This is a genomic window from Bacteroides cellulosilyticus (assembly GCF_020091405.1).
GTDB lineage: Bacteria > Bacteroidota > Bacteroidia > Bacteroidales > Bacteroidaceae > Bacteroides.
In genome coordinates this window covers 4780987-4807154 of the sequence record NZ_CP081903.1, presented here as the reverse complement: position 1 = coordinate 4807154, position 26168 = coordinate 4780987, and the positions used below count along the sequence as shown (strand labels likewise).

Annotated in this window: 18 protein-coding genes, 2 tRNA genes and 3 rRNA genes; 9 read left to right on the top strand and 14 right to left on the bottom strand. The window is 46.7% G+C overall.

Translation table 11 applies throughout. The features are described 5' to 3' along the window. Window positions 1–12: 12 nt before the first annotated feature. From K6V21_RS18120 to K6V21_RS18075, 10 genes are all read right to left on the bottom strand, one after another. Window positions 13–1341: a V-type ATP synthase subunit B gene (locus tag K6V21_RS18120; protein WP_029428228.1), complete on the bottom strand. Its 1329-nt coding sequence runs from the start codon at window positions 1339–1341 to the stop codon at window positions 13–15. Window positions 1342–1352: 11 nt separating this feature from the next. After that, a complete protein-coding gene (locus K6V21_RS18115) occupies window positions 1353–3107 on the bottom strand; it encodes a V-type ATP synthase subunit A (RefSeq protein ID WP_007213465.1) in 1755 nt (584 codons plus the stop codon). Window positions 3108–3125: 18 nt separating this feature from the next. Further along, on the bottom strand, window positions 3126–3968 hold the full coding sequence (locus K6V21_RS18110) for a DUF2764 domain-containing protein (protein ID WP_224319442.1): 843 nt from the start codon (window positions 3966–3968) through the stop codon (window positions 3126–3128). A gap of 11 nt (window positions 3969–3979) precedes the next feature. Continuing rightward, a complete protein-coding gene (locus K6V21_RS18105; RefSeq protein WP_224319441.1) occupies window positions 3980–4570 on the bottom strand; it encodes a hypothetical protein in 591 nt (196 codons plus the stop codon). 351 nt (window positions 4571–4921) lie between these two features. Further along, window positions 4922–5031: ribosomal RNA gene (gene rrf / locus K6V21_RS18100) — 5S ribosomal RNA — on the bottom strand. A gap of 69 nt (window positions 5032–5100) precedes the next feature. Further along, window positions 5101–7983, bottom strand: a 23S ribosomal RNA gene (locus K6V21_RS18095). Window positions 7984–8125: 142 nt separating this feature from the next. Further along, window positions 8126–8199, bottom strand: a tRNA-Ala gene (locus K6V21_RS18090). Between the two features lie 31 nt (window positions 8200–8230). Then, window positions 8231–8304: transfer RNA gene (locus K6V21_RS18085), tRNA-Ile, on the bottom strand. Window positions 8305–8442: 138 nt separating this feature from the next. Beyond that, window positions 8443–9965 (bottom strand): 16S ribosomal RNA (locus K6V21_RS18080). Together the 16S, 23S and 5S rRNA genes with 2 tRNA genes alongside form the textbook arrangement of a ribosomal RNA operon. A 1078-nt stretch (window positions 9966–11043) precedes the next feature. Further along, window positions 11044–11232 carry a hypothetical protein gene (locus tag K6V21_RS18075; RefSeq protein WP_224319440.1) on the bottom strand — a complete coding sequence of 63 codons (189 nt, stop codon included), beginning with the start codon at window positions 11230–11232 and terminating at the stop codon, window positions 11044–11046. A gap of 50 nt (window positions 11233–11282) precedes the next feature. Here K6V21_RS18075 and K6V21_RS18070 point away from each other — a divergent pair, with 50 nt between their 5' ends. From K6V21_RS18070 to K6V21_RS18035, 8 genes are all read left to right on the top strand, one after another. Next, the gene (locus tag K6V21_RS18070; protein ID WP_224319439.1) at window positions 11283–11426 is read left to right on the top strand and encodes a hypothetical protein; all 144 of its coding nucleotides are present in this window, start codon (window positions 11283–11285) and stop codon (window positions 11424–11426) included. Between the two features lie 148 nt (window positions 11427–11574). Next, window positions 11575–12057, top strand: a complete 483-nt coding sequence (locus K6V21_RS18065; RefSeq protein ID WP_224319438.1) for a hypothetical protein — start codon at window positions 11575–11577, stop codon at window positions 12055–12057. Between the two features lie 15 nt (window positions 12058–12072). After that, complete coding sequence (bioA, locus tag K6V21_RS18060; protein WP_224319437.1) at window positions 12073–14331, top strand: adenosylmethionine--8-amino-7-oxononanoate transaminase; 2259 nt, start codon at window positions 12073–12075, stop codon at window positions 14329–14331. Next, entirely contained in the window at window positions 14328–15482 is a 1155-nt protein-coding gene (locus K6V21_RS18055) for an 8-amino-7-oxononanoate synthase (RefSeq protein WP_224319436.1), read from the top strand. Before bioA ends, K6V21_RS18055 begins: the two co-directional genes overlap by 4 nt. Before the next feature lie 155 nt (window positions 15483–15637). Next, on the top strand, window positions 15638–16336 hold the full coding sequence (locus K6V21_RS18050) for a pimeloyl-ACP methyl esterase BioG family protein (protein ID WP_224319435.1): 699 nt from the start codon (window positions 15638–15640) through the stop codon (window positions 16334–16336). Further along, complete coding sequence (gene bioC / locus K6V21_RS18045; RefSeq protein ID WP_217714489.1) at window positions 16321–17085, top strand: malonyl-ACP O-methyltransferase BioC; 765 nt, start codon at window positions 16321–16323, stop codon at window positions 17083–17085. The genes K6V21_RS18050 and bioC overlap by 16 nt, the downstream gene beginning before the upstream one ends. 12 nt (window positions 17086–17097) lie before the next feature. Then, the gene (bioD, locus tag K6V21_RS18040) at window positions 17098–17739 is read left to right on the top strand and encodes a dethiobiotin synthase (protein ID WP_224319434.1); all 642 of its coding nucleotides are present in this window, start codon (window positions 17098–17100) and stop codon (window positions 17737–17739) included. Window positions 17740–17787: 48 nt separating this feature from the next. Further along, the gene (locus K6V21_RS18035) at window positions 17788–18960 is read left to right on the top strand and encodes a glycosyltransferase (RefSeq protein WP_217714491.1); all 1173 of its coding nucleotides are present in this window, start codon (window positions 17788–17790) and stop codon (window positions 18958–18960) included. A 133-nt stretch (window positions 18961–19093) separates the two neighbouring features. On the opposite strand, the gene K6V21_RS18030 is transcribed toward K6V21_RS18035, so the two are convergent. From K6V21_RS18030 to K6V21_RS18020, 3 genes are all read right to left on the bottom strand, one after another. Next, window positions 19094–20338 carry an ABC transporter permease gene (locus K6V21_RS18030; protein ID WP_224319433.1) on the bottom strand — a complete coding sequence of 415 codons (1245 nt, stop codon included), beginning with the start codon at window positions 20336–20338 and terminating at the stop codon, window positions 19094–19096. A 26-nt stretch (window positions 20339–20364) separates the two neighbouring features. Then, a complete protein-coding gene (locus K6V21_RS18025) occupies window positions 20365–20703 on the bottom strand; it encodes a four helix bundle protein (RefSeq protein WP_309493907.1) in 339 nt (112 codons plus the stop codon). Window positions 20704–20776: 73 nt separating this feature from the next. Then, window positions 20777–21976 (bottom strand): pyridoxal phosphate-dependent aminotransferase, encoded by a 1200-nt coding sequence (locus K6V21_RS18020; RefSeq protein ID WP_217714494.1) that lies wholly within the window; start codon window positions 21974–21976, stop codon window positions 20777–20779. Window positions 21977–22190: 214 nt separating this feature from the next. Here K6V21_RS18020 and K6V21_RS18015 point away from each other — a divergent pair, with 214 nt between their 5' ends. Then, on the top strand, window positions 22191–23426 hold the full coding sequence (locus K6V21_RS18015) for a fucose isomerase (protein WP_217714495.1): 1236 nt from the start codon (window positions 22191–22193) through the stop codon (window positions 23424–23426). Between the two features lie 38 nt (window positions 23427–23464). Here K6V21_RS18015 and K6V21_RS18010 read toward each other — a convergent pair whose 3' ends face one another. Next, window positions 23465–26080 (bottom strand): PAS domain-containing sensor histidine kinase, encoded by a 2616-nt coding sequence (locus K6V21_RS18010; RefSeq protein WP_224319432.1) that lies wholly within the window; start codon window positions 26078–26080, stop codon window positions 23465–23467. Window positions 26081–26168 lie beyond the last annotated feature (88 nt).

Below are 26168 nucleotides of genomic sequence, written 5' to 3'. Positions count from 1 at the left end.
AGTTGTTAGTGATTAGTTATTTGCTTTTGGCCAGAACTCGTCAACCAATTCTTTCTTGATATTCACTTCTTCCGGACGGAAATACTTACCGAACAGGCTCCAAGCCACGTCGAGCATCTCAGTTGTATCGAGGTTCACATCAATAGCCAGCAATTGGTTGGAGTAATCCTTGGCAAATGCAAGGGTACGTTCGTCATAGTTTGTCAGGTCGAAACCGTTCTCCAACTTCGTCTTAGCGTTGGCAGCATCGGCATACAGACGTACAGCAGCATTCATCACCTGCGGATGGTCTTTACGCGTCTTCTTACCTGTAACGAGTTGTTTCAGACGGGACAGTGAGCGGAACGGGTCAACGATAACCTTACCGATATCTGTATCACGACGCAGGAACAACTGACCTTCCGTAATGTAACCCGTATTATCAGGCACAGCATGCGTAATATCGCCACCGGACAATGTTGTCACCGCGATAATGGTAATGGAACCACCACTTGGGAACTGTACTGCCTTCTCATAAATCTTAGCCAAATCCGAATAAAGAGAACCCGGCATAGAATCTTTTGAAGGAATCTGGTCCATACGGTTGGATACGATCGCCAGCGCATCGGCGTAAGAGGTCATATCAGTCAACAGCACCAGTACCTTTTCATTATTGTTCACAGCGAAATATTCGGCTGCTGTCAACGCCATGTCTGGAATCAGCAAACGTTCTACCGGAGGATTCTCCGTTGTATTCATGAAGCTGACGATACGGTCGAGCGCACCGGCGTTGGAGAATACATTCTTAAAGTACAGGTAGTCATCGTTCGTCATACCCATACCGCCCAGAATGATCTTATCCGTCTCGGCACGAAGTGCTACGTTCGCCATTACCTGATTAAACGGCTGGTCAGGATCGGCAAAGAACGGAATCTTCTGTCCGGATACCAGCGTATTGTTCAAGTCGATACCTGCAATACCGGTCGCAATCAGTTCCGACGGTTGTTTACGGCGTACCGGGTTCACAGACGGACCACCGATTTCCACTTCCTGACCTTCGATAGACGGACCACCGTCAATCGGATCACCGAAAGCGTTGAAGAAACGTCCCGCAAGCTGTTCGCTCACTTTCAGCGTAGGCGACTTACCCAGAAATACTATCTCCGCATTGGTCGGGATACCTTCCGTACCCTCAAATACCTGCAAAGTCACATCGTCACCGGCAATCTTCACCACCTGGGCGAGCTTACCGTTTACGGTTGCCAACTCATCATACCCTACCCCTGTTGCTTTCAGCGAACACGTAGCTTTCGTAATCTGAGTGACCTTGGTATATATTTTTTGAAATGCTTTTGTTGCCATCTTATTGTTTTTTATGCTTTACGTTCTTCAATCAGTTCCTGCAACTGCTTACGGAATCCTTCATATTCTTCTGATTTGAACTTCGAGTAGTTCATCTGCTTACAGATATTGATCATTTTCTTAAAATAATCCATTACTTCATTGAAGTTATCGAATTCAAACTCCGTATGACAGATATCAATAATCATGTTCAGGATATCTTCCTGGCGCTCCATCGGTGTTACAGCGTCAATTTCGTCGAAAGCATCCTGTTGCAGGATTACGAAATCGATCAATTCTGATTTCCAGAATGTTACATGATATTCTACAGGTACACCGTCATCACCCAGGATATTGATCTGTTCGGCAATCTCCTTACCACGTTGCAAGCGGTTTTTGATTTCATTCACCTTACCGATCCACTCGCCATTGATGTGAGTTTTGATATATTCCTCAAATTCAGGATATTCGATATATTTAGAATAAGAATCAATCGGATTCACAGCGGGATAACGCTTCTTGTCGGCACGATCCTGCTCAAGAGCGTAGAAACAACGGGCTACTTTCTTCGTATTCTCCGTTACAGGCTCTTTCAAGTTACCACCGGCAGGAGACACCGTACCGATAAAGGTAATAGAACCCGTTTCACCGTTACCCAGCACCACATATCCGGCACGTCCGTAGAAATTGGAGATGATAGAAGACAAGTCCATCGGGAATGCATCAGGTCCGGGCAACTCTTCCATACGGTTGGACATCTCGCGCAAAGCCTGTGCCCAACGGGAAGTGGAGTCAGCCATCAACAATACCTTCAGACCCATACTACGATAATACTCTGCAATCGTCATAGCCGTATATACAGACGCTTCACGGGCAGCTACCGGCATGTTCGAAGTATTAGCGATAATGATTGTACGCTCCATCAACTTACGTCCGGTGTGCGGGTCAACCAGTTCCGGAAATTCCGTAAAGATTTCCACAACCTCATTGGCACGCTCACCACAGGCAGCAATGATTACGATATCCGCCTCCGCCTGCTTTGAAATGGCGTGCTGAAGCACCGTTTTTCCCGTACCGAACGGGCCGGGGATAAATCCCGTACCACCTTCTACGATGGGATTCACGGTATCAATGACACGTACACCCGTTTCCAACAGTTTGAAAGGACGCGGTTTTTCTTTATAATTCGTCATGGCGCGTTTCACCGGCCATTTCTGTATCATGTTCACATGGATGTCATTCCCTTCTTCGTCAGTCAGTACGGCTACGATATCTTCGATACTGTACTCACCTTCGTCTACGATGGATTTCACGGTACATACGCCCTTTTGAGTGAAAGGCACCATGATTTTCAGGGGTTGGAAGTTTTCATCCACTTGTCCCAGCCAGGCAGCCGCTTCCACTTTATCACCTACTTTCACCAGAGGCATAAAGTGCCATCTGCTCCCCTTGTCCAGCGGATAGGTATATTGTCCGCGTTTCAGGAAGACTCCATCCATCTTATCGAGGTCATTTTGCAGACCGTCATAGTTTTTCGAAAGCATACCCGGGCCTAATGTCACCTCAAGCATGTGTCCGGTAAATTCGGCTTCAGCCCCTACTTTCAGTCCGCGGGTGCTCTCAAACACCTGCACGTACACATGGGTACCTACCACCTTAATCACCTCCGCCATCAGTCGGTCACCGCCGGTCGAGATGTAGCAAATCTCGTTCTGTGCCACCGGGCCGTCAACGACGAGGGTTACCATGTTGGCGATAACGCCACTAACAGTTCCTTTTGTTGCCATATAATTATGTTATTTATTTTATCTGAATTCTGCGGGAATCTGCACTTCGTCCTTCAGCGTTGCTATAATGCTGCGGAACAACTGATTACCCTTTTCCTTATCCAAAGAAATCCACCGTTCTATCATTTCCAGTTGCAGCAGAAAAACGAACAGACGCTCTACAGTAAAATAGTTGAAGAAGGTAGCTTCTTCCATCCAATTCCAACGTAACTGGTCAATTTTCTTTTCCCGTTCCACTAACTCTTCGGTTTCACTGATCTTCACCAACTGATCCAGGAAGTCCACCTCCCCCGTCAACCCGAAATCGCGGGCACCGGATGTACGCAAAGCCTCGCACACTTCCGTATCTCCCACTATCAGCGGAGCGATATCCATCTTGAATTTCCGGGCAGTCAGTGCCACCAACACATTGTTCATTGTCAGATTGAATTCAAACCAAGAAGACACGAACTTATTCCTGCACTTCATTGCATGCGCATAGTAAAGCGCAGCCAGACGGTCTTCATGTAGAAAATCATCCTCGGCAGGAGTATTGAAATATTCTGAAATAAAAGTGGAGAGATAGGAAGGAAATACGGCATCAGCCACCTCATCACCATCTTTAAGCAATGAGATAAACTCAGCCAATTCTTCTGTGGAATAATTTCCACGAGAGTCAATGGCGGCGTCTTTATCCTTTAGTAATTTCAGAACGTTCGCATTGTCAAACTTCAGATAAAACAGATCAATCAACCGTCTATCTTCGTCGGACAAATCCGGATACAGTTCCGCTTTGAAATCAGCTACCGTATAGCTCAGTTTGCTATCCTCCAAAGTGAGTTCGGGCAAACCGGCTACCAAGTAGTAATAGTATTTACTCATATCCTGTGGTTTTAGAACAGCATTTCCACTAATTGCGGACGCAGGAATTCTTTGAAGTAATTCATAAATTCTTCTTCACCGAAGTTTACTTTGTACGAACCATCGGCAGGCGAAACGGTGAACAACGTCTTATTACCATTTACCTGTTCTATTTTCACACCTTTATCCAGCAACGTTTTTGCTTGTGCGGCGAAGTATTTCTTCAGACCTTCGGCATCGGCGGTAGAGATCACGATAGGCTCGTTCACACTCCATTTGGAAGCCAATGCAACTATGAAGGCGTTCAAATAATCCTTGTCGGCAGCAAACGCTTTCACATCCGCATTGACAATCTTATCCGTCACAAGTGTAGCGATTTCAGACTTCAGTGCATTCACTGCCTGGCCGGCGAATAATTTCAATTCCGACTTGGTATTTTCTGCCAGTTCATCGGCAGACTTACGAGAGGCAGCCACAATTGCTTCAGCTTCTTTACGAGCGTCTTCCACAATTTTCTTGGCTTCATCTTGAGCGTTAGCGATAAGTTTCTGGGCCTCAGTGTTACCTTTTTCGACCCCCTCGCGGTAAATCTTATCAGTCAACTCTTGAATTTTGTTTTCCATATACACAGGAGTAATTTTAATAATTATATAATTGCGATTTTTTCCCTTTTTATTAGATTCGAGTCCAAAAGTACTAAAATCCCTCAGATAAAAAGGAGAAAGAATGGAATAAAAATGTCCTATTTTTCAAAAAAAACCTTTTTATACCATTTTTATTCCGTAAAGATAAGGATGAAGTTGCAAACTAAAAAGAAAAAGCTTGCTGAAAAAGGAGAATAGGGTTTTCAAAGAGGGAAAAAGGAGAGTCAATTCACCTACCAGCTCAAAAATGCAAAAGGAAAATTAAAATAGAACCAGCTGATATAAACACAAAAAGCCTCCATATCATTTCGATATGGAGGCTTTCCTCTAAAACGGCAACTACCTACTCTCCCACTTGACGCAGTACCATCGGCGTGACCAGGCTTAACTTCTCTGTTCGGAATGGGAAGAGGTGGAACCCTGATGCTATAGTCACCTGAAATAAGTTAGACACGATGTAAAAAGCAAAGTTCGAAAACTGAACGTATATATCCGCCATACAAGGCAAAGACCAAAAGTCAACGGGCAATTAGTAATGCTCGGCTATGATGTTACCACCTGTACACCTGCATCCTATCAACGTTGTCGTCTTCAACGACCCTAAGAAATCTAATCTTGTGGCTGGCTTCGTACTTAGATGCTTTCAGCACTTATCCAATCCCGACTTAGATACCCAGCAATGCACCTGGCGGCACAACTGGTAAACCAGAGGTCAGTCCAACACGGTCCTCTCGTACTAGTGTCAGAGCCACGCAAATTTCATACGCCCACGATAGATAGAGACCGAACTGTCTCACGACGTTCTGAACCCAGCTCGCGTGCCACTTTAATGGGCGAACAGCCCAACCCTTGGGACCTTCTCCAGCCCCAGGATGTGACGAGCCGACATCGAGGTGCCAAACCCCTCCGTCGATATGAGCTCTTGGGAGGGATCAGCCTGTTATCCCCGGAGTACCTTTTATCCTTTGAGCGATGTCCTTTCCATACAGAAACACCGGATCACTATGCTCTAGTTTCCTACCTGATCGACTTGTAAGTCTCCCAGTCAAGCGCCCTTATGCCATTACACTCTGCCGCCGGTTACCAATCGGCGTGAGGGCACCTTTAGAAGCCTCCGTTACATTTTTGGAGGCGACCACCCCAGTCAAACTACCCACCAAACAGTGTCCTCGCATCAACGAGTTAGAACTCAAATAACCAAAGGGCCGTATTTCAACAGCGGCTCCACAAATACTGGCGTACCTGCTTCAAAGCCTCCGGCCTATCCTACACATCAATTACCCAAATTCAATGTTAAGCTATAGTAAAGGTTCACGGGGTCTTTTCGTCCCATCGCGGGTAATCGGCATCTTCACCGATACTACAATTTCACTGAGCTCACGGTTGAGACAGTGTCCAGATCATTACACCATTCGTGCAGGTCGGAACTTACCCGACAAGGAATTTCGCTACCTTAGGACCGTTATAGTTACGGCCGCCGTTTACTGGGGCTTCAATTCAATGCTTCTCTTGCGATGACATCTCCTCTTAACCTTCCAGCACCGGGCAGGTGTCAGGCTATATACTTCATCTTTCAATTTGGCATAGCCCTGTGTTTTTGTTAAACAGTTGCCTGGACCGATTCTCTGCGCCCCACCTCGCAGTGGGGACCCTTTATCCCGAAGTTACAGGGTCAATTTGCCTAGTTCCTTAACCGTGAATCACTCAAGCGCCTTAGTATATTCTACCCGACCACGTGTGTCCGTTTACGGTACGGGTACCTTAAAGATTAAGTTTAGCGGATTTTCTTGGGAGTATGATTACATGCACTATTGGATTGTTCCGAAGAACGCTCCATACTATCAGGTTCGACTCTCGGGGCGGATTTGCCTACCCCGATCAACATCTACACCCTTCAACGGACTATTCCGTCAGTCCGCGGCACTGTCACGCCTCCGTCTCCACGTCACTCTTTAAGGTAGTACAGGAATATTAACCTGTTCTGCCATCGGCCTCACCGTTCGGCTGAGCCTTAGGACCCGACTAACCCTGATCCGATTAGCGTTGATCAGGAAACCTTAGTCTTTCGGCGAGGGGGTTTCTCACCCCCTTTATCGTTACTTATACCTACATTTGCTTTTCCACACGCTCCAGCAAAGCTTACGCTTCACCTTCAACGCAGAGTGGAATGCTCCCCTACCGATGTTTGCACATCCCATAGCTTCGGTAAATTGCTTATGCCCGATTATTATCCACGCCAAACTCCTCGACTAGTGAGCTGTTACGCACTCTTTAAATGAATGGCTGCTTCCAAGCCAACATCCTAGCTGTCTTAGCAATCTGACTTCGTTAGATCAACTTAGCAATTATTTCGGGACCTTAGCTGATGGTCCGGATTGTTCTCCTTTAGGACATGGACCTTAGCACCCATGCCCTCACTCCTGATATAGAACTAATACGCATTCGGAGTTTGTCAAGACTTGATAGGCGGCGAAGCCCTCGCATCTTATCAGTCGCTCTACCTCATATTAGTATAAATCAAGGCTGCACCTAAATGCATTTCGGGGAGTACGAGCTATCTCCAAGTTTGATTAGCCTTTCACCCCCACCCTCAGCTCATCCGGAAGCTTTTCAACGCTTATCGGTTCGGTCCTCCAGACAGTGTTACCTGTCCTTCAACCTGGCCAAGGGTAGATCACTTGGTTTCGCGTCTACTCCTTCCGACTATCCGCCCTATTAAGACTCGCTTTCGCTTCGGCTGCAGGTCTCAAGACCCTTAACCTTGCCGGAAAAAGTAACTCGTAGGTTCATTATGCAAAAGGCACGCCGTCACAGTTTACACTGCTCCGACCGCTTGTAGGCGCATGGTTTCAGGGACTATTTCACTCTTCTGTTCGAAGTGCTTTTCACCTTTCCTTCACAGTACTGGTTCGCTATCGGTCTCTCGGGAGTATTTAGCCTTACCGGATGGTCCCGGCAGATTCACGCAAGATTCCTCGTGTCCCGCGCTACTCAGGATACCACTAGGGTTAAATTAGCTTCGTATACCGGGTTATCACCGTCTATGACTGAACTTTCCAGATCATTCTACTCACTAACTGTCGTCCCATGACGTGGTCCTACAACCCCATACATGCCGTAACACATATGGTTTGGGCTATTCCCCGTTCGCTCGCCACTACTAGGGGAATCATTATTTATTTTCTATTCCTACAGGTACTAAGATGTTTCAGTTCCCTGCGTTCGCCTCCATCAAAAGATGGATAATATCTCTTCAAGATATTGGGTTGTCCCATTCGGAAATCCGCGGATCAAAGGTCATTTGCACCTACCCGCAGCTTATCGCAGCTTATCACGTCCTTCATCGCCTCCGAGAGCCAAGGCATCCGCCATGCGCCCTTACTTACTTTTAGTCTTACCTAGCCGTATGGCTCGATATATACTTTCAGCTTGTTATAACTTTACTTTTTTTTGTACATCATGTCAAAGATCGTATGAGAAAAACTTCGACCAGTCGAAGTTAGGATTGACTAAAGTCTATCCTATTCTCAAGAGTGGAGAATAACGGATTCGAACCGTTGACCCCCTGCGTGCAAAGCAGGTGCTCTAGCCAGCTGAGCTAATCCCCCGAAGTAAGCAACCAATAGATTACCAACTGCGTAGTCCCAGGCAGAGTTGAACTGCCGACCTCTACATTATCAGTGTAGCGCTCTAACCAACTGAGCTATAGGACTGTCGAGTTCAACCTCGCCTTGCGGCTCGGCTTCTTCTTTCTCAATATATATTATATAAACAAGTACGCGTAGTGCAAGAGGTTCTCATGGAAGCATACGAAAAGAACCGACTTCTAATCTTCGTGAGCGTCGCTCCAGAAAGGAGGTGTTCCAGCCGCACCTTCCGGTACGGCTACCTTGTTACGACTTAGCCCCAATTACCAGTTTTACCCTAGGCCGCTCCTTACGGTTACGGACTTCAGGTACCCCCGGCTTTCATGGCTTGACGGGCGGTGTGTACAAGGCCCGGGAACGTATTCACCGCGCCGTGGCTGATGCGCGATTACTAGCGAATCCAGCTTCATGGAGTCGGGTTGCAGACTCCAATCCGAACTGAGAGAGGCTTTTGGGATTAGCATCACATCGCTGTGTAGCTGCCTTCTGTACCCCCCATTGTAACACGTGTGTAGCCCCGGACGTAAGGGCCGTGCTGATTTGACGTCATCCCCACCTTCCTCACATCTTACGACGGCAGTCTCTCTAGAGTCCTCAGCATAACCTGTTAGTAACTAAAGATAAGGGTTGCGCTCGTTATGGCACTTAAGCCGACACCTCACGGCACGAGCTGACGACAACCATGCAGCACCTTCACAACTGCCTTGCGGCTATAATGTTTCCACTATATTCAGTTGCAATTTAAGCCCGGGTAAGGTTCCTCGCGTATCATCGAATTAAACCACATGTTCCTCCGCTTGTGCGGGCCCCCGTCAATTCCTTTGAGTTTCACCGTTGCCGGCGTACTCCCCAGGTGGAATACTTAATGCTTTCGCTTGGCCGCTTGCTGTATATCGCAAACAGCGAGTATTCATCGTTTACTGTGTGGACTACCAGGGTATCTAATCCTGTTTGATACCCACACTTTCGAGCATCAGCGTCAGTTACAGTCCAGTAAGCTGCCTTCGCAATCGGAGTTCTTCGTGATATCTAAGCATTTCACCGCTACACCACGAATTCCGCCTACCTCTACTGCACTCAAGACGACCAGTATCAACTGCAATTTTACGGTTGAGCCGCAAACTTTCACAGCTGACTTAATAGTCCGCCTACGCTCCCTTTAAACCCAATAAATCCGGATAACGCTCGGATCCTCCGTATTACCGCGGCTGCTGGCACGGAGTTAGCCGATCCTTATTCGTATGGTACATACAAAACAGTATACATACTGCACTTTATTCCCATATAAAAGAAGTTTACAACCCATAGGGCAGTCATCCTTCACGCTACTTGGCTGGTTCAGACTCTCGTCCATTGACCAATATTCCTCACTGCTGCCTCCCGTAGGAGTTTGGACCGTGTCTCAGTTCCAATGTGGGGGACCTTCCTCTCAGAACCCCTATCCATCGATGTCTTGGTGGGCCGTTACCCCGCCAACAAACTAATGGAACGCATCCCCATCGGTTATCGAAATTCTTTAATAACAAGAAGATGCCTTCTCGTTATGCTATCCGGTATTAATCTTTCTTTCGAAAGGCTATCCCGGAATAACCGGTAGGTTGGATACGTGTTACTCACCCGTGCGCCGGTCGCCATCAACCTATTGCTAGGTCATGCTGCCCCTCGACTTGCATGTGTTAAGCCTGTAGCTAGCGTTCATCCTGAGCCAGGATCAAACTCTTCATTGTAAAAGTATTGTTATTACTAGTATGAATACTAGTGATTTTGCTCTGTTCAGGACGCTCGGTTTATTAAAAGTTTTCAAATTACCTATATATATAAGTTACTTGACGGTTCTTTTTTTATACCCAGAATGTACGTTCGGTTATTAATTATTCATTACTAACCACTGTAGCATTCTGCTCTTGTACTACTTGTATTGTTTATGTAAATTCTTCAAAGATCGCTTCTTTTTAAAACTGCTTTTCTTTTCAGAAAGCGGATGCAAAGGTAAGAACTTTCAAGTATATCTTCCAAATAATTTCAGAAGTTTTTTTTCTTTTTTTTCTTTTTCTCGTCGTCTCTCTTTGCGAAAGGGAGATAAAAGAGGAAAGAGAAAGGAGTTCTTAGCAACACCGGTTTCTTAATCAGCAAGTCAATTATCGATTGCCTTCGTTCGGAAAGCGGGTGCAAAGGTAAGAACTTTTAAGCATTACTTCCAAATGTTTCCGGAAGTTTTTTTTCTTTTTTCTTTTAGAATGCTGTATTCTTGGTCGGAATTAAGGCAAAAGAAAAGAAAAACGTTGGAGTTCCTACGCCGTTTCTGTCAGAATGTCAATTTCAAGGCTTACCGTCTCTCGGAAAGCGGATGCAAAAGTAGGGCATATTACGATTCAATCCAAATATATCTATCACTTTTTCACCATATTTCTAAAACATTTTTGTAACTGACTGATTGATAAGGATGTTGTAGAACATAAATTTAAAAGGAAGTATGAAAGGGGGTGGAAGGGGATACATTATATATACGTGCGCGTAACATGTGCGCGTAGACAGAGGCGGGGAAAAGCACTGGGAGAACCTTAAAGCTCAGGATTGGAGGTATAAAGCTAAGATTTGAGAACCTAAAGCTGAGGTTTAGCGTTGCAGAGCTGAGGTTTAGCGAGGTAAAGTTGAGATTCATTTTTGCGGAGTTGAGGTATGGTTTTGTAATGGTGAGGTTGGTACACTTGGTACAGAGGTTCACCGGCTCCTTTTCCCCACACACACGTGCGCGTATAATAAGGTGTGAATCCCCACCACTCAGCCCCCACCACCGATCATTCCTCACCGCTTATCCGATTTTGTATAAGTTCCATTTCCATCTGCGCTTTCCAACAGACCGTATTTCCGCAAGTGCTTCAGCCAAATGGAAGCGAAGGTAATGGCGAGATCCCATAGGGCTTGAATTCCTTCTTCTGCTCGTCGGTGAGGCGAAGCGTGAAAGCTCCGCCCATGACAGCGGATTACTGTCATTTGCCACATTTTCCTCTTGAGCGTCCACCTTATATATTACGCGCGTGTGTGTGAGACGAAAGAAGGGCTGTACCAAGTGTACCAACGTCGGATGGAATTTCGGCTTGATCTTTTATGCCGCACAGTTCGGCCAGATGGAAGGCGGTACTTATATGCACATCGTTGTGTCCGGTTGTCAGCGCATTGCTGAATAGCAAGGAAACAGAAACATGGGGAAACTATTTTTTATTCATGCGATCATAGGCCTTCAATCGTTATAAAGAGAAAAATATTTTTGTTACATTTGCAGCCGATTAACAAGAATAATACCGAAAAACGGCATTGAACCGATCCAGAAACACCATGAGGAAAAGACAACTCAATAGAACGACCCTGCGCTTCAGGAAATGGAGCCGGAAAGCCTATGCTGCATTTGCCAGCCTGGGACGTTGCGTCACTATCGGTTGCCTGCCCAAAAGTGTGGCGGACTCTTCGCTCTCCAAACAAAAGTCCGGAACATCAGCCGGCTGCAAAAGCGGCAGGCAAAGTCTGGAAGATACAGACAACGATAAAGGACAGGAAACTGACATAGGCATACCGTTGGGAAGCGAGAACGGATTAACAAAGCTCGAAATCTTCGGTTTCAGAGGATTGACGCCTGTTTTGTGCCCGGTTACAATCGGTCCTAAAGGGAAAAAATATGTAAATACCCCCTATTTCAGAACAAGACAGGGGTTGAATATAAACACCATTATAAAAAAGAGTGGAACACATGTGACGCGAATCATGCAAATGCTGTTTTCAGATTTGCACGATTCGCGTCACATGTATTTTGTATGCTCATAAAAACAACGTAAGAATATGACAGTAGAAGAATTGAAAAACAAAGTACTACAAGATGTCCCTATCACACAGGCAGAAGCGGAATGGCTGGCCACACAGCCGGATAAGGAAGCCCTCTATGAAGCGGCACACGAGATCACCGCCGCACGGGCATCGCAGGAGTTCGATATGTGCTCCATCATCAATGCAAAGTCCGGCCGCTGCCCCGAAAACTGCAAATGGTGCGCACAATCATCACACTATAAGACGAAAGCGGATGTTTACGATCTGGTGGATAAGGACGAGTGTCTGCGCCATGCACTGCACAACGAATCACAAGGCGTAGCCCGCTTCTCATTGGTGACCAGCGGGCGGAAGCCTTCGGGGAAAAACATGGAGAAGCTGTGTGAAGCAGCCCGATATATGAGACGGAAAAGCTCCATCCAACTCTGCGCTTCGCTGGGACTGCTAAATGAAGACGAACTGCGTGCCTTGCATACAGCAGGCGTGACGCGCTACCACTGCAACCTGGAAACCGCCCCAAGCCACTTCCCCACCCTGTGCAGCACGCACACACAGGAAGAAAAACTACAAACCCTGGCAGCCGCCCGTCGCGTAGGAATGGATATTTGTTGCGGCGGCATCATCGGCATGGGCGAAACAGCCGGACAGCGGATTGAATTCGCTTTTACACTGAGAGATCTGGAAGTGCCCTCTATCCCGCTGAACCTGTTGCAGCCCATTCCGGGAACACCGTTGGAAAGCCAAACCCGGCTGACCGAGGAAGAAGTGCTGACCACCATCGCCCTGTTCCGCTTCATTAACCCCACAGCCTACCTGCGTTTTGCAGGCGGACGCTCTCAACTGACAAAGGAAGCCGTGAAAAAATCCTTGTACATAGGTGTGAACTCCGCCATCGTGGGAGATTTACTCACGACCCTCGGATCGAAAGTCTCAGAAGACAAAGCACTGATAGAAGATGCAGGCTACCGCTTCAGCGATTCACAATTCGACAGGGAACATTTATGGCATCCTTACACATCTACCACCAACCCCTTACCGGTGTATAAGGTGAAACGGGGAGACGGGGCAACCATCACACTGGAAAACGGACAGGTGCTCATAGAAGGTATGTCGTCCTGGTGGTGCATGGTGCACGGATACAACAATCCGGTGCTGAACCGGGCTCTCCGGGAACAGACGGAAAAGATGTCACACGTCATGTTCGGCGGACTGACGCATGATCCGGCGATAGAACTGGGCAAACTGCTGTTGCCACTGGTGCCGCCATCCATGCAAAAGATATTTTATGCCGACTCCGGTTCGGTAGCTGTGGAAGTAGCCATGAAAATGGCTGTACAGTATTGGTATGCCAAGAGTCAGTCGGCTCCTGGACGGGCGCATCTGGCAAAGAAAAGTAATTTCGTAACCATCCGTCGCGGGTATCACGGAGATACCTGGAACGCAATGTCCGTATGCGATCCGGTGACCGGAATGCACTCCCTGTTCGGCTCAGCATTGCCGGTGCGGTATTTCACTTCACGTCCGCAATCGCGCTTTGATGGCGACTGGGATGCTGACGACGCACTGGAACTGCTGGACATTGTGGAAAAGCATCACGAGGAATTGGCTGCACTGATTCTGGAACCCATCGTTCAGGGTGCCGGCGGCATGTGGTTCTATCATCCGCAATTCTTGCGTGAAGCCGCCAGAATATGCAAGGAATATGACATTCTGCTGATCTTTGACGAGATAGCCACCGGATTCGGGCGCACAGGCAAGATGTTTGCCTGGGAATATGCAGGCGTGGAACCGGACATCATGTGCATAGGCAAAGCGCTGACGGGCGGATACATGACACTGTCCGCCGTGCTGACCACAAACGAAGTGGCGGATTCAATTTCCAATCATGCACCGGGAGCTTTCATGCACGGCCCCACATTTATGGGAAATCCGCTGGCATGTGCAGTGGCATGCGCCTCCATACGCCTGCTGACGTCACCCGAATACGATTGGCAGGGAAAAGTGAGCCGCATTGAAGAACAGTTGTGGCGTGAACTGGAACCTGCGCTGGCACTTCCACAGGTGGCAGATGTGAGGGTGTTGGGCGCCATTGGTGTGATTGAAGTACAAGACCCGGTAGACATGGCGTGGATGCAAAAACGATTCGTGGAAGAAGGAATTTGGGTGCGCCCCTTCGGCAAGCTGGTTTACATTATGCCACCGTTCATCATAGAGCCGGAGCAGTTGACAAAGCTGACAAGCGGATTATTGAAGATTATAGGAGAAATGGGATGAATGTAACAGATCAAATGCAGCAAGAGCTGCAAGGACTGAAAGAGTGCAGCAACCTGCGAACCCTGCCCGCCCTAATCCATGAAGGACGGGAGGTTATCGCAGGCGGACAGCGTATGCTGAATCTTTCTTCAAATGATTACTTGGGGCTGGCTGCCGACCGCACCTTGCGGGAAGAGTTTCTGCAAGAACTGACAGCCGACAGTTTTCTACCCACCTCTTCCTCATCACGCCTGCTGACCGGTAACTTCACCGTCTACGCGGAACTGGAACAGACGCTTGCACAACTGTTCGGAACGGAAGCGGCACTGGTGTTCAACAGCGGTTATCATGCCAATACGGGTATCCTGCCCGCCGTGAGCGATACGCAAACACTGATATTGGCGGATAAGTTGGTACACGCAAGCCTGATCGACGGCATCCGGCTTTCGTCAGCCAAATGTATCCGCTACCGGCACAATGACCTGAAACAATTGGAACGGTTGCTCGCCGAAAATCATGCGGCATACAGACAGGTGATTGTCGTCACCGAAAGTATTTTCAGCATGGACGGAGATACTGCCGATCTGAAAGAACTGGTACGGCTGAAACAGATGTATGAAAATGTATTGCTCTACGTGGACGAAGCGCACGCTTTCGGAGCACGAGGCGAACAAGGACTGGGCTGCGCCGAAGAAACCGGATGCATCCAGGAGATTGATTTTTTGGTAGGCACTTTTGGCAAAGCAGCCGCATCAACCGGAGCATACATCGTTTGCCGACGCACCATTCGGGAGTATCTGGTGAACAGAATGCGAACACTTATTTTTACAACGGCTCTTCCTCCGATAAATATCGCATGGACTTTGTTTATCGTCCGCCGATTGGGCGATTTTAGGGAGCGAAGAATACATTTGGAAAATATCAGCAATATTCTTCGCAAAGCTCTGAAAGAGAAGGGATATGAGTGTCCGAGTGCCAGTTACATAGTGCCTATGATTGTAGGGGAAAGTTCAGAGACTATTCTGAAGGCCGAGGAGTTGCAACGGCATGGCTTTTATGCCTTGCCTATACGACCACCTACGGTTCCGGAGGGGACATCGCGCATCCGCTTTTCGCTGACGGCGGAAATAAGGGAAGGGGAAGTCATGGAATTAATAAAATATATTGGCTAATAATAATACAGGTACGCGGATGACGCGGATGAAACGGACGAACGCGGATTTTTAATTTTTCATCCGCAGATGACGCTGATTACACGGATTTATTTTTCTGCGTTCGTCCGTTTTATCCGTGTCGTCCGCGTACCTTAGAAAAAACATACAGAATTATGAAACAAGTTTATATCATAAAAGACAGGCATCCCCGGCTATTACTATTCTTTGCCGGATGGGGAGCCGACGAAACACCGTTCAAGGATTATCAGCCTGCGGACAGTGACTACATGCTCTGCTACGATTACCGGACACTGGAGTTTGATGCTTCCTTGCTGAAAGAATATCGCGAGATCAACATTATCGGGTGGTCAATGGGAGTATGGGCGGCAACTCAGGTAATGGGTAAATTGCAGGAAACGGATACAGCTCTCGTCATCAAAAACAGTATAGCTATCAATGGAACCCCCTATCCTATTGATGATACATGCGGTATTCCGACTGCAATCTATCACGGAACCCTGGAAGGTTTGACCGGCCCTTCCCTACATAAGTTTCTGAGAAGAATGTGCTTCAACGGGGAGGCTTTCAAAGAGTTCCTGAACATTACGCCCAGACGACCGCTGGAGGAACTGAAAGAGGAACTGGCGGAAATAGAACGTATGTATCTCTCGCTGCCCGCCGCCTCATTCTATTGGCAACAGGCGGTAGTGGGAAACAACGACCGCATCATTCCTCCCGATAATCAGCTGAACGCCTGGCGAAAAGAAGCGGAAATCAGCCGGAAAACCTTACGGGTGCACTACACGGAAGATGCCCATTATCAAGTAGAACTGTTCCGATACTATTTGCAGGAAATATGGACAAAAGACTGATCGCGGAACGATTTGCCCGTGCACGGGATACTTACTCGCGCGAAGCCCGCGTACAGCAACAGGTAGCCGAGAAAATGCTGCAACTGCTGACGGAGCACGCTTCTCCGCTCTTTCGCCGTATCGTGGAGTTCGGATGTGGTACCGGCAGCTATTCCAGGTTATTGCTGCACAAGTTGCAACCGGAAAGCCTGCTGCTGAACGATCTATGTCCGGAGATGAAAGAGTGTCTCGCCGATTTGCTTCTACAAGATACTGTGCAGTTCATTCCCGGAGATGCTGAGGCGCTGGACTTCCCCGAAAAGACGGATTTAATCACTTCCTGCTCTACCTTGCAATGGTTCAATGACCCGGAGGAGTTCTTCGCCCGCTGTCATCGTTTCCTATCGGAAGACGGTTATCTGGCTTTCAGTACCTTCGGTGCTGAAAATATGCGCGAAATCCGCACACTCACAGGACATGGACTTGATTATCTGCCCATAGAAGCGCTGAAAGAACTCCTTGCTCCTCATTTTGAGACTGTGTATGCTGAAGAGGAAATAGTCTCCCTCCCCTTCAGCACCCCACTCCAGGTGTTACAACATCTGAAGGAAACCGGAGTGACAGGAACGGAAAAGAAAGTATGGACACGGGGACGGTTACAGACTTTCTGCAACAGTTATACCGGACAGTTCAGACGGGAGGACGGAAACGTCACTCTGACGTATCATCCTATTTATATTGTTACACGAAGAAAAAGTATTAAGGGTTAAGTATTAAAGGATATGGAAAAGAATGTGTATTTTATCAGCGGTATCGATACGGATGCCGGAAAATCTTATTGTACAGCTTATTATGCCTGTCAACTGATTGGCAGCGGTAAACGTGTTATCACGCAGAAATTTATCCAGACAGGTAATGTCGGCTATTCCGAGGATATAGACCTGCACCGCCGTCTCATGGGCATCGGCATGATGGAGGAAGACCGTGAGAGGTTGACCATGCCTGAGATATTCTCTTATCCCTGCTCTCCTCATCTGGCTGCACGTATCGACAACCGTCCGATTGACTTCGGAAAAATAGAACGTGCCACGCAAGAACTTGCCCGACGCTACGATGTGGTGCTCGTGGAAGGTGCAGGCGGGTTAATGGTTCCGCTTACCGAGGATTACCTGACGATTGATTACATTGCAGAAAAACAATATCCATTGATATTCGTAACTTCCGGCAAGCTGGGAAGTATCAACCATACATTGCTCAGCTTCGAGGTAATCCGAAGCAGAGGAATACAACTGGATACGGTGCTGTATAATCTCTATCCTACTGTAGAAGATACTACAATACAAGAAGATACGATGCAGTATATCCACCGGTATCTGGATAAGTATTTCCCGGAAAGCAAGTTTGTGGTGGTACCTGTCGTATAATCATATTTTTTGTGTACATTTGCAACACAAAAAACGTCATACGACCACATGGAAGCATTAACATTCAATACTACAGAACAAGCATTACTTGCCGCTGTCGGTATCCTTTTCCTGATTCAACTCCTTTATTACTTTTGTCTTTATAATCGTATACATGCCCGTAGCCGTGCCGTAAAGCGAAGTGACATACATTTTTCACAGGAGTTGCCTCCTTTATCGGTCATCATCTATGCCCGCGAGGAAGTGGAAAATCTGCGCCGTAATCTGCCAGCTGTGCTGGAACAGGATTACCCGCAATTCGAAGTGATCGTCATCAATGATGGCAACACGGATGAAAGCGAAGATTACCTGACTCTGCAAGGGGAAAAGTACCCGAACCTGTATCATAGCTTCGTTCCCAGTTCTTCACGCTACATCAGCCGCAAGAAACTGGCCATCACTCTCGGAATAAAGGCAAGCAAATATGACTGGCTTGTGTTTACCGATGCAAACTGTCTGCCCGAAAGCAACCAATGGCTGCGCACTATGGCACGTAACTTTACCTCCCGTGCACAAATCGTACTGGGATACAGCGGATACGAACGTGGAAAAGGCTGGCTGCACAAACGGGTATCTTTTGATAATCTGTTTACTTCCATGCGTTATCTGGGCTATGCATTGGCGGGAAAGCCTTATATGGGTATCGGACGCAACATGGCATACCGGAAAGAGTTATTCTATGCCCAGAAAGGTTTTTCAGCACACCTGAACCTGCAACGCGGAGATGATGACTTATTCATCAATAAGACAGCTACGGCCGAGAACACGAGAATAGAGACCGATGCCAATGCAGTGGTACGTGTACAACCCGTTTACCGTGCCAAGGACTGGCGGGAAGAGAAAATCAGCTATATGGGTACAGCACATTTCTACCGGGGTATCCAACGCTATTTATCGGGCTTTGAAACTACTACACGGTTACTGTTTCATGTAGCGTGGATAGCCGTTCTGGTGATCGGGATACTGAATTTTCACTGGTTGGCAGCCGGCATTGCATTTCTGTTGTTCGCCTTGCGATACACCTTGCAAGCGCTGATTATCAATAAGACGGCAAAGGATCTCGGAGAGAAACGACGTTACATCTTTACGCTTCCGGTATTTGACATTCTACAGCCCATGCAATCACTCCGCTGGAAGTTTCATTGCTTGTTCAGAAAGAGAAGTGATTTCCTAAGAAGATGACTATTTTCCAATACCGCAAGTTAGCATTTCAAATGCCACACCTCATCGTCCCAAATGCCACATCTCAACAGAACAAATGCCACACTTTATCACCCACGAAGTGTGGCATTTCACTTGTTGAGGTGTGGCATTTCTATTCGTATCTCATTGAGTTAGCGGGATGGATGCGTGTAATCAGGAAAGAGGGGCCTAACAGCATCAAGACAGATGCCAGCAGAGTACCTATATTCAGCAATAAGAACAGCAGAATATTGAAGGATACGGGAACGGTATCCATGTAATACGTCTCCGGATCAAGTTTGAAGATACCAAACCACTTTTGCAGGAAATAGAACGCCAGTCCGATGGCATTACCCCATAGCATACCTTTTCCGATAAGAAAGACTGAGAGCCAAAGGAATACCTTGCGTATGGTGGTGTTATTGGCGCCAAGAGACTTCAGTATGCCGATCATGGAAGTACGTTCGATGATGATAATCAATAAGCCGGACACCATGGTAAAACCTGCTACGCCTGCCATCAGTATCAATATTACCCAGATATTCACATCCAGAATACTGAGCCAGGCAAATATCTGGGGATTCAGCTGCTCTACGTTGCGCACGCAATAGTCTTCACCGTACCGGTCCTCCATTCCGTCCAGGTCGGCAGCAATCTGATAGGTGATCTCTTCAAGACGATCATAATCTCGTACCTGCAATTCTGCACCGCTCACTTGCCCCGGTTCCCAGTTGTTGAGGCGGTTTACAAGATATAAATCGGTAAGGAGGAAAAGGTTATCGTATTCCGAGAAGTTAGTCTGGTAAATTCCTACAATCTGCAAACGGCGGGCACGAATATCATCCTGGATATAATAGGTATCTATCTTATCTCCAAGTTTCAACCTCAGCTTTGTAGCCAGTGCCTTAGAAATGACTACCCGATTGGAAGAAGCCGTATCACTGAACTGCGGTAACTCTCCTTCCACCAGATGTTCACGGAAAAAAGCAGGATCAAACTCTGGTCCTATCCCCTTCAGAACCATGCCTTGAAAATCCTCGGCAGTCTTTACCATGCCCGGTTTGGTGGAATAGCGCTGCACATGCTTCACCTCAGGATATTCGGATAGAATGGAGATGACACTGTCATTCACCACCACAGGACGCGTCTCGTAGGAACGTGCAGCATCCGAATTCGTTATCTGAATGTCCGCACCAAAACCTATTACTTTACCACGCACTTCGTTCTTGAACCCAACAATCACCGACACCGTGATAATCATCACCGCCAGACCGATAGCAACACCTATCAGGGCAATGAGCACGGCAGGACGGGAAACTTGCTTTCCGGCATCGCTGTCGCGATAAATACGTCGGGCCAAAAACAAGGAAAGGGTCATATTTTTTAAGTATTAAGTATTAGGTATTAAGTATTTGGTATTTGGGGGTGGTTTTTGAGGGACAGAAGGGTGGAGGTCAGAAGTTTCTGCATTTCTATACAATCCTCATTAATAGAACAGAATTCATCCTCCTTCATGTAGTTTGTATTATATAGTAATTCTAACCAAAAGCCTGTTTCGGAACATTCTTTTTGGGATATAGAGTATTTATGTATAAAATCAGCATAAGATTCCGCATATATAGCTTCACTAATATTGGCTCCTATAGAGGTACCACTACGCAGAAGTTGTTTGGATATAACATATTCTTGTTTTACATCCCGTAAATACTTATACAAGTTTACAATACGAATAGCCAACAACATAGATTTAGCCTTTAACAAGTTCTCCTTCATCTCCCCCCCTAATACTTAATACTTAATACCTAATACTTAACACCTATTCCGTTCTTCCCGGATACTCCTCTAAAGCCTTTGAAAGCACAAAAAGCGCACGGGTCAGGTCTTCCTTCTTCAGCACATAGGCTATACGCACTTCATTCCGACCGGAACCGGGAGTGGTATAGAAGCCGGAAGCTGGCGCCATGAATACAGTTTGTCCCTCATACTCGAAGTCGGAAAGGCACCAGGCACAGAACTTATCGGAGTCATCCACCGGAAGTTTCGCCACTGTATAGAATGCCCCCATAGGAATAGGCGAATACACACCTGGGATACGGTTCAGTCCGTCTATCAGGCATTTACGGCGTTCTACATATTCATCATACGTATCACGCAAGTAATCTTCGTCAGCATCCAGAGAAGCCTCGGCAGCAATCTGACCAATCAGCGGAGGACTGAGACGTGCCTGGCAGAACTTCATTACGGCGCTGCGGATTTCCGCATTCTTCGTAATCAAAGCACCGATACGGATACCACACTCCGAGTAACGCTTGGATACGGAGTCAATCAGCACCACATTGTCTTCAATACCTTCCAGATGACAGGCAGAGATATAAGGAGAACCCGTATAAATAAACTCACGATACACCTCATCGGAGAAGAGGAACAAATCGTACTTCTTCACAAGGTCACGTATCTGGTTCATTTCGCGACGGGTATAAAGGTAACCTGTAGGATTATTAGGATTACAGATCAGGATAGCCCTGGTGCGTTCATTAATCAGTTCTTCAAACTTTTCCACTTTAGGGAGCGAAAAACCTTCTTCTATCGTAGTGGCAATGGTGCGTATCTTGGCACCGGCAGAGATGGCAAACGCCATATAGTTAGCATAAGCCGGTTCGGGAACAATAATCTCGTCACCCGGATTAAGGCACGCCAGGAAGGAGAACAATACCGCCTCCGAACCACCGGACGTAATGATGATATCATCTGCCGTCAGCTTGATGTTGAACTTATCATAATAGCCCACCAGTTTTTCACGGTAACTGCGATATCCTGCACTGGGACTATATTCCAGAACTTTCCGGTCGATATTGCGTATTGCATCAATCGCGACTTGCGGTGTGGGCAAGTCGGGTTGTCCGATATTCAGGTGGAATACGTGCACTCCCCTTTGCTTGGCTGCGTCAGCCAGAGGAGCCAGTTTTCTGATAGGAGACGCGGGCATCTCCGTTCCGCGAATAGATATTGCTGGCATGTCTAAGTTTTTACAATTTGACAAATAAATATTAACGATTGACGATACACTTTCATATATATGCAATCGAAGGTGCAAAAGTAACACTTTATTTGAAATGACGGGAAAGCATTGGCAAAAAAGTTTAAAAACACTAGCTATGACTTAAAAGATAGTGATGAATTCAAAAGAAATTGTACCTTTGAGTGTCAAATCGTAAATCATATACAATGCCATGGTATTAAACCTGATAACATTTGCATCGTTGCTTCATAAACAAGCATCCATTCTCGGCTCACACGAACTTATATTAAACGAACTGGAGAAATATTTCACTGTAAATATTGTAGAATATCAAAACATAAACAAACTCACTAAAGACGATTTCAGCCTGCTTTTCATTGCTACCGGCGGTGTAGAACGGTTGGTTATCCAGCACTTCGAGTCTCTGCCCCGCCCTGCAATCTTACTGGCGGACGGTATGCAAAACTCACTGGCTGCCGCTCTCGAAATCTCATCCTGGCTACGTGGCCGGGGTATGAAAAGTGAAATCCTCCACGGAGAACTACCCGAAATCATCAAACGCATCTTCGTACTTCATAGTAACTTCAAAGCTCAACGGGCGCTCTCCGGATCGCGTATCGGTGTAATAGGCTCCCCCTCTTCCTGGCTTGTTGCCAGCAATGTAGATTACCTGCTCTCCAAACGTCGCTGGGGAATTGAATACACCGACATTTCACTGGAACGCGTTTACGAGTATTACAGTCAGATTACAGATGATGAAGTGGGCGAAGCCTGCGCCGCTTTTGCCGGTAAAGCGCTTGCCTGCCGCGAAGCAACACCGGAGGATCTGATAAAAGCCATGCGCCTGTATCGTACCATTAAGCGGATTGTGGAAGAAGAAAAACTGAGCGCACTCACTCTAAGCTGCTTCAAACTGATAGAACAAACCGGAACCACCGGATGCCTCGCTCTCTCCCTATTGAACGATGATGGGATCATTGCCGGATGCGAAGGGGATCTGCAATCTATCTTTACCCAGCTTGCTGTAAAAGTGCTAACCGGCAAGGCTTCTTTCATGGCAAATCCTTCCATGATCAATGCACGCACCAACGAAATCGTACTTGCTCACTGCACCGTGGGTATTGCACAAACCGAACAATACATTATCCGCAGCCACTTTGAAACAGAAATGGGCATCGGCATTCAAGGAATCCTGCCTACAGGACACGTAACTCTGGTAAAATGCGGTGGAGAATGTCTGGACGAGTATTACCTGAGCACAGGCACCCTGACCGAAAATACTAACTACATCAATATGTGCCGCACACAGGTACGCATTAAAATGGATACACCCGCAGAGTATTTCCTCAAAAATCCATTGGGAAACCACCATATCCTGATACAGGGGAATTACGAAATACTGCTGGATGAATTCCTGCAAGCCAACGGATGCAAAAGAGTTGAATAATACTATTCATGCGAATCAGTGGTTGAAACTGATTCGCATTATTCATTAAAATCGGGTACACGTACTGTAAAGCGTGTACCTTTCCCTAATTCAGAAGATACGTTTATCTCCCCTCTGAAACGCTCTACAATGGTTTGGCAGATACTTAGTCCCAGACCGGCACCTTGCGTAAAGCTATCCACTTTATAGAAACGCTCGAATATGCGTCGCTGGTTTTCTTCCGAAATGCCGCTTCCGGTATCTTCCACAAAGAAAACGGTGTAGCCCGGATCTTCTGTCTCATAGCCAAAAGTGATAGCTCCCTGAGTAGTGAACTTCTTGGCATTGTTGATGAAGTTATTAATCACCTGTTTCAGACGGACAGAATCCGTTACTATCGATTTACTCTCACCTTCGGGCAGCTTCATAACCAAGTCCACACCACAAGGCATACTCAGGCGCTGAGAGTCATAGATCTGCTGCATCACAAAAGTGAGGTTGTATCCGGCAAAACGGAAGTCCATTGAACCGGACTCGATACGGGACAGATCGAGAATATCATTAATCAGTGCCAGTAATAAGGTACAGTTCGTATTGATCGTATCCACAAACTGTTTCACTTCTTCAGGACTGAATGCTTCGATGTCTTTCAGCAAGTCAGAGAAACCGACAATAGAATTCAACGGAGTACGGATTTCATGACTCATATTGGCAAGGAATGCCGACTTCAGAGTATCAGCCTGCAAAGCTTTGTCACGGGCTGCTATCAACTCTTCTTCGGTAGCCTTATAACGCTGGATACTTTGACAAACACCCAATACCATATAAGGTGCCTCGGAATCCAAGCCGTTGTAAGAAGCACTACGGAATTCCCACCATTCATATTTACCTTCTCCGCTACGCATACGGAAACTCATCCGGGTATCCATTTCCTCGCCTTTGAAAATAGCTGTGAAATGTCGATGAGCTTCTTCCAAATCATCCGAATGAATAAAAAGCTCCAATTCTTTCCGCAAAATGGTCTGCTTGCCGGGAAGCCCGAAGTAATCGAGCAATGCACCTGAGAAATGGAAACTGTGCGTACGTATGTCATATTGCCAGGGATATACGGAACTTGCATCCACAGCCAGATTGAAGAAGCGCTTATGCATTTCTTCCTCCGAGATATTGCGGCAACAAATAGCCATACCTGTCATCTTGTTCTTGGAGTAAATCGGCACAATTTCACCGGAAACAGGAAAATAGGTTCCTTTATGGACTTCCTGCATGAAAGCCTTTTCCGGAATAGGGATTACACGACGCTCTGTCCTCACCTGTTTCAGTAATGATTGCAGGATGTCTTCTCCGTTTGAATAAATGTGGAAGATGGAACCCGCCATCTGCCCTTCGTAAGAACGTGCCGTATGAGTATCAGGATCCAGTTCAAGCATCAACATCAAAGCACGGTTAACAAAATGTATACGGAAATCCGTATCATAAGTTATCAGTCCGTCACGGATAGAACAGAAGATATTATCAAATTCGTCACGCTGCTCCACCAAGCGGTTCTGTATCAGCAAACGTGTCTGAGCGTGCATACGGCGACGTGATTCATGACGGTTCAAGCGATAGAGCCAGATTACAAGAAAGGCCAATGCACCTACCACGACAGAGTAAAACAGCACAAACCAGATACGGTAGCGCTCCATCAGCGGTGCATTCATGATAATGCCACTATCACTCACTTTATCCGCATTCACTCTAAAAAATTCCAACTGTTTGAAGTCATAAAGCAGCTTACCGGGAAGGTCAACGACCCCTATCACCGAAGGGATAGCTCCTTGCAACACCTGTGCAGCGCACTTTCCAGCCGCATTAGCTCCTTCGTAAGGTTCCATATCGTTCACACAGAATACTCCGTTTGTCAATGCCAGACTTTGTCCGGCAAAAACCGGAGCTTTAGAGTTTTTTCCGATGAAAGAAAGGAAAGGTGTCCATTTGGGGGCAATGACAATGCGGTCATAGGCATTATAATCATAACAAATAGAGGAAATGACAGGATTAGGAGCCTGTGACTGTACATTCATTACTTTCATCTTATATTCCGGATGAAGCTGCTGGAAATTGGGCCATATACGCTCCAGTTCAGCAACACCTTTAAGTCCTAAAAGACTACTGTCCGAAACACAAATAACTTCTGTACGATTGGGAAATACACGACGTGCATTTTCGAGTAGGTGCACGAAATCAATCTTGGATGTATACCCACAAACATTGGGTAACTTCGAGATCAGCTTTTCATTGGGATATTTGATACCCGATATCACAACCGGCAGTTTATAAGGCAGGGAATCTCCACAATGCATCAATGTATAAAAAGCCTCATCACTGCTTGTAATAATAATATCCGTATTTTTTTGACGTGCCCGTTCACAAATACGCCGCATAATGACACACTCAGATGCGAAAGTCCAGTAATCAGCATCCAGATATTCTGTTGTAACTTTCGCTTTTATACCTCCACGTGACAGACCATCACGCACTCCTTCCGTCAAACGGCCATTCCAGGGAGTACGATGATTATATGACTGGATGAAAAGCACGTTGTATGTACGTTCTGCAGCATAAAGGTGTCCGGCAAAAACAATGCAAGGAAACAGGCCTATCAGCATCACGAGGAATAAGCGTCTCTTCATATCTCGATTTTCTTCTGTTTATGAATAAATGTGCTATGAATTTTCCACGCAAATATACGGATTATATTGAAATACAGAACAGAATGCA

What these genes read in the sequence shown, in the direction of transcription:
- K6V21_RS18105 (WP_224319441.1), bottom strand. Translation starts at nt 4,570, where the DNA reads ATGGAAAACAAAATTCAAGAGTTGACTGATAAGATTTACCGCGAGGGG.
- K6V21_RS18055 (WP_224319436.1), top strand. Translation starts at nt 14,328, where the DNA reads ATGAATGTAACAGATCAAATGCAGCAAGAGCTGCAAGGACTGAAAGAG.
- K6V21_RS18035 (WP_217714491.1), top strand. Translation starts at nt 17,788, where the DNA reads ATGGAAGCATTAACATTCAATACTACAGAACAAGCATTACTTGCCGCT.
- K6V21_RS18010 (WP_224319432.1), bottom strand. Translation starts at nt 26,080, where the DNA reads ATGAAGAGACGCTTATTCCTCGTGATGCTGATAGGCCTGTTTCCTTGC.
- K6V21_RS18075 (WP_224319440.1), bottom strand. Translation starts at nt 11,232, where the DNA reads ATGACAGTAATCCGCTGTCATGGGCGGAGCTTTCACGCTTCGCCTCAC.
- K6V21_RS18025 (WP_309493907.1), bottom strand. Translation starts at nt 20,703, where the DNA reads ATGTTGTTGGCTATTCGTATTGTAAACTTGTATAAGTATTTACGGGAT.
- K6V21_RS18110 (WP_224319442.1), bottom strand. Translation starts at nt 3,968, where the DNA reads ATGAGTAAATACTATTACTACTTGGTAGCCGGTTTGCCCGAACTCACT.
- K6V21_RS18120 (WP_029428228.1), bottom strand. Translation starts at nt 1,341, where the DNA reads ATGGCAACAAAAGCATTTCAAAAAATATATACCAAGGTCACTCAGATT.
- bioC (WP_217714489.1), top strand. Translation starts at nt 16,321, where the DNA reads ATGGACAAAAGACTGATCGCGGAACGATTTGCCCGTGCACGGGATACT.
- bioA (WP_224319437.1), top strand. Translation starts at nt 12,073, where the DNA reads ATGACAGTAGAAGAATTGAAAAACAAAGTACTACAAGATGTCCCTATC.
- K6V21_RS18050 (WP_224319435.1), top strand. Translation starts at nt 15,638, where the DNA reads ATGAAACAAGTTTATATCATAAAAGACAGGCATCCCCGGCTATTACTA.
- K6V21_RS18065 (WP_224319438.1), top strand. Translation starts at nt 11,575, where the DNA reads ATGAGGAAAAGACAACTCAATAGAACGACCCTGCGCTTCAGGAAATGG.
- K6V21_RS18115 (WP_007213465.1), bottom strand. Translation starts at nt 3,107, where the DNA reads ATGGCAACAAAAGGAACTGTTAGTGGCGTTATCGCCAACATGGTAACC.
- bioD (WP_224319434.1), top strand. Translation starts at nt 17,098, where the DNA reads ATGGAAAAGAATGTGTATTTTATCAGCGGTATCGATACGGATGCCGGA.
- K6V21_RS18015 (WP_217714495.1), top strand. Translation starts at nt 22,191, where the DNA reads ATGGTATTAAACCTGATAACATTTGCATCGTTGCTTCATAAACAAGCA.
- K6V21_RS18030 (WP_224319433.1), bottom strand. Translation starts at nt 20,338, where the DNA reads ATGACCCTTTCCTTGTTTTTGGCCCGACGTATTTATCGCGACAGCGAT.
- K6V21_RS18020 (WP_217714494.1), bottom strand. Translation starts at nt 21,976, where the DNA reads ATGCCAGCAATATCTATTCGCGGAACGGAGATGCCCGCGTCTCCTATC.